At 75.1% G+C, this 4,486-nt stretch carries 2 protein-coding genes and 1 pseudogene; 2 read left to right on the top strand and 1 reads right to left on the bottom strand.

The genetic code is table 11. The features are described from left to right. Nucleotides 1-1,266, top strand: a 1,266-nt coding sequence (locus N869_RS17910) for an FtsX-like permease family protein (RefSeq protein WP_035062347.1), incomplete at its 5' end; no start/stop codon positions are given. Between the two features lie 27 nt (nucleotides 1,267-1,293). On the opposite strand, the gene N869_RS13160 is transcribed toward N869_RS17910, so the two are convergent. After that, on the bottom strand, nucleotides 1,294-2,487 hold the full coding sequence (locus N869_RS13160) for an MFS transporter (RefSeq protein WP_035062346.1): 1,194 nt from the start codon (nucleotides 2,485-2,487) through the stop codon (nucleotides 1,294-1,296). A 484-nt stretch (nucleotides 2,488-2,971) separates the two neighbouring features. On the opposite strand from N869_RS13160, the pseudogene N869_RS13155 reads away from it, so the two are divergent. Beyond that, nucleotides 2,972-4,486, top strand: a pseudogene (locus tag N869_RS13155) (hypothetical protein); the annotation flags it as partial.

Raw genomic sequence — 4,486 nt, 5'->3', positions numbered from 1 at the left:
CGTGACGCCGCCCGCAACCGGTCCCGCACGGCCCCGGCCGTCGCAGCCGTCCTCGCGGCGGTCGCCGGCGTCACCGCCGGGGCGATCCAGATCCAGTCCGACGGCGACCGGAACGCGGCGATGCACGCCCCGATCGGCGCCCACGGCACCGTGGCCGTGAGCCTGCCGGTCGAGGTGGACGAGACCCCGCAGAGCCTGGCCGAGCTCATGCGCAGCAGCGAGACGAGCCTGCGGGAGCTGCTGCCGGTGGAGCAGGTGCACCCCGTCGCGCTCGCGGTCGGGTCCGCGTCGGGGTACGACGACGGACTCGTGATCGGCCACCGCCCGGAGCACCTGCGGTGCCCGTTGTGGGACGAGGACCGCGGCGAGCTCACCCAGGACGAGTACGTCGAGCTCCATGCGAGCGAGGTCTGCACGCCGGACTCGCGCTGGCCGATGGACGCGTGGGCGATGACGCGGTCGACGGGGACGGTCGTGGACGACGGCACGGTCGTCGCCGTGCTCGGCCACGAGCGCTCGGACGAGGCGGCCGCCGTGCTCGCGGGGGGCAAGGTGCTCCTGGGCTCGCCGTGGCTGCTGTGGCCGGACGGGACGGCGCGGTTGAGCGTGACCGGGTACGACCACGACGGTGCCTGGGTGGAGGGCCCGGTGGTCACCCTGCCCGCCGAGGTGGTCCCGTTGGACGGTACCCAGACGACGATCGTGCTGCCGCCCCAGGTGCTCGGGGACCTCGGGTTGACCGCTGTGCAGGCCGGCCTGGTCGCCACCACGACCCGCACACCGACGCCCGAGGAGGAACGTCGGGCCTCCCGCGCCCTCGAGCGCGGGGCGTGGCTGACGGTCGAGAGGGGGCCGTCGACGCCACCGCCGGTGGTGATGCTCGTGCTGGTGGTCGCGGCCGGGGTGGTCGGGTTGGCGGCGACGGGCATCGCGGTGGCGCTGGCCGCTGCCGAGTCGCGGCCGGATCTCGCGACCCTCGCGGCGCTGGGGGCGCCACCTCGGTTGCGCCGCCGCTTCGGTGCGGCCCAGGCGGGTGTGGTGTCGGTGCTCGGGACCGTGCTGGGTGTGGGGGCCGGTGGGGCGCTCGGGTGGGTCCTGGTCCTGTCCCAGCGCCACCGCTACGCCGTGCCCGATCTCACCTGGCAGGTGTCGGTCCCGTGGGTGGCGGTGCTGGGGGTGCTGGCCGTGGTGCCGCTCCTGGCGGTCACCGTCGGCTACCTGTCCGCCCGGTCGCGGCTGCCCGTCACGCACCGCCTGGCCGGGTAGTCCGGGACCGCGGGCCAGGCGTCCCGCTCAGGCGGGGCGCCTGGCGCTGAGCGCGGCGAGCACACCGAACACGACGAACGTGCAGGTCGCTCCCAGCACCACCAGCAGCGGGAGGTCCCACCCGCCACTGGTGGCGTACAGGTGGCCCACGAGCACGGGCCCGGTGGCCGCGGCGTAGTACCCGCCGGTCTGGACCTTGGCCGAGGTGTAGGTCGCCTCCCGGTCCGAGCGCGCGATCCGCACCACGATGGAGAAGATCGCGGTGAACCCCGCCCCTTGGGCGACGCCGCCGACGATCGCCCAGAGGCTGAACGCGCCGGGCGCGACGAGCAGCCCGACGGGCAGGGCGCACCACAGGGCGCCGACCACCAGCATGGGCACCCATGCCGGTGACCGGGCGGTCAGTGCGGGCACCCCGAGCGCCCCCACCACGGCCGACACCTGGAAGAACGACGCGGTGGCGCCGGCCGCGGCCAACGACAGGCCCTGCTCGTCGGCCAGCAGCGACGGCAACCAGGCCGTGACCGACATGTAGGCGAAGGACTGCGCCGCGAACGTCACGGTCAGCAGCCACCCGACGCGCACGACCACCGGGGACGGGGTGGGTGCCGGGGGCAAGGTGGTGAGGGTGTTGGGTCGGGCCAGGGCGCGGCGGCGCATGAGCCACCAGAACACGGCACCGGCCGCGGCGATCGTGCCCCAGGTGACCAGTGCCCAGCGCCAGCCGACGAGGCCGGCCAGGGGAGCCGTGCCCAGCGAGGTGATCATCGACCCGACGTTCAGCGCGGAGGAGTACGCACCGGTCACCGCCCCGACCCGGGAGGCGGGGACCTCACGCCGGATGATCACGGGGGTGACGACGTTGCCGATGGTGATCGACACCCCGATCACCACGGTGCCGGCGAGCAGCACCCACGCGGGCCCGGCGGATCGGAGGAGCGTCCCGGCCAGGACGCCCAGCAGGCACAGGACCACCGCGCCCTCGGCGCCCACCCGGCGGATCACGCGCGGTGCCAGGGGCGTGGTGAGCGCGAAGCACAGCACGGGCAGGCTGGTCACCAGCCCCGCGACGCCGGCCGTCAGGCCCACGTCCTCGCTGATCCGCCCGATGACCGGCGCGGGTGCGACCATGGGGCCGCGCAGGCTCAGGCCGGCCAGGACGATTCCCCACACCACGAGCCACGGCACGTGGGCGCCACCGCGCGACCGGGACCCTGGCACCGGGCGATCCTACGGTCGCGGACGCGTTCCCACTCCCGACCACCCGCAGAGCCGCAGCCTCGACGCAAGTCGACGGACCCAGCCGCCAGGCGCGCGCCGTGGTGCGGATTCCGTCGCTGGCACGGGCTTCGGCATGCGCATGCGCGATGGGAGCGTCACGCAGACCGGTGATCAGAAGGAAAATGGGAGCGAGACCACGCTCCCGGGGAACCCCCGGGGGTTTGACCGTCCCAAGGTCAAAGGTGCACAATTACACCTGACAGTGCGCATCGCCTGCCCCCTGCGCGGTGCGCACTGTTTCATGTCCGGAACCGGTCGAGGCGTCGTGCCTCCCGGGCGACGAGACCTCCTCCGCCTCTGCCGGTCGTGACCGTCGTGCCATGGCCCGGCGTGCGGACGTCACGGGGCCACGGCCGTCCTCAGGTCGCACCTCTCCCGGCGTGCCGACCGGCGGTCGTCCACGGGCCCCGTTAGCGTTCAACCCGTGACAGCACCCGCGCGCAGGCCCGACCAGGAGCGTGAGGGCCAGGACCTCCGTGACGGTGGTCCCGAGCCCACGCGCCCCGTGGCCGTCCCCTGCCCGGACCCTGCCCTCCTCGTCGAGAGGGCCGCCGAGCAGTGGCGCCACCAGCTCGCGGCTCGCGCGGGGAGGTCGGCACTCGCCGACGTCGACAGGCTCGCCGACGCCCAGCTCGACCTGTCCGCGGCCCACCCCTCGGGCCTGGCCCAGCTGCTCGCCGGGCGCCCCACGCGCCTGTCGAACCTCGTGCGTGAGGGCGGTGCGCTGTCCCTCGCCAAGCGGCGCGCCCGCGCGGTCGGCGCCCTGGCCGACGACCACGCCCACCGCTACGGGCTCGCGTCGGCGTTCCTCGCGATCGGCGTGGCCACGTGGTCCGAGCCCGCGGACGGCGACGGCGAGGCCCCCGCACTGACGTCCCACCCCGGGTCCGCTGAGCCCGGCGAGCCCGCGGCGGGTCCTGAGGGCGGGGAGGCGAACCGGTCCCGCACCGTCAGGGCCCCCGTCCTGCTGCGGCCCGTCGCAATCGCGGCCCGTGGCCGCGGCGAGAGCGACTACGACCTCACCCTGGAGCCGTCCCTCGAGGTCAACCCGCTCCTGGCCTCCGCGTTGCGCAGCAGGGGTGCGCTCCTGGACCCGGCCGCGCTGGCCCGGGGTGCCTTCACCGAGACCGGATTCGACCCGGCCCCCGCGCTCGAGCGCCTGTCGGCCCTGGGCGCCGCGGTCCTGGACGACTTCCGCCTCGAGGACCGTCTGCTGGTCGGCACGTTCGTCCACCCCGAGCAGGTGCTCGTCGAGGACCTCGACGCCCAGGCCCCCCACCTGCACGAGCACGAGGTCGTCCGAGCGCTCGTCGGGGACCGGCGCGCCGTCGACGCCCTGGCACATCCCCTGCCCCCGGACCTTCCCGGGGACCGCCCCCTCGAGCAGGAGCGCGGCGTGGGAGACCTCGACCCGGCCCAGACGTACGTCCTGGACGCCGTCGCAGCCGGGCACCACGTACTGGTCGACGCCCCCACGGGAAGCGACGTGCCCGGCACCCTGGCGGCCGTCATCGCCGAGGCGGCCGCCGCCGGACGCACCGTCCTGTACGTCCCGGGGAACCGCCGTGCCGGCGAGGCCCTGATCGAGCGCATGCGCCTGCTCGGGCTGGACAGCCTCGTCCTGGACATCGCCCCCGACGCCTCGTGGCGCACCGGTGTCGGGCAGAGCCTGCTCTCGGCGATGACGGTGGAACCCGTGCACGTCGAGGCCGACCACGTCGCCATCGTGCAACGGGAGCTCTTGGACCGCCGGGGCCGCCTGCACGGGTACATCGAGGGTCTGCACACGCCCCGGCACCCCTGGGAGGCGTCCGCCTACGACGCGCTGCAGGCGCTGGCACGCCTGACCGCGGGCAGGCCCGCCCCGCAGACCCGCGTGCGGCTGACGGCCCAGGTGGCCCAGAGCCTCACCACCGAGCGCCGCGGTCAGGCGGCCGCC

The sequence above is a fragment of the Cellulomonas bogoriensis 69B4 = DSM 16987 genome, assembly GCF_000767165.1.
GTDB lineage: Bacteria > Actinomycetota > Actinomycetes > Actinomycetales > Cellulomonadaceae > Actinotalea > Actinotalea bogoriensis.
The sequence above is the reverse complement of the archived record's forward strand: the minus strand, read 5'-3'. Positions and strand labels throughout refer to the sequence as shown.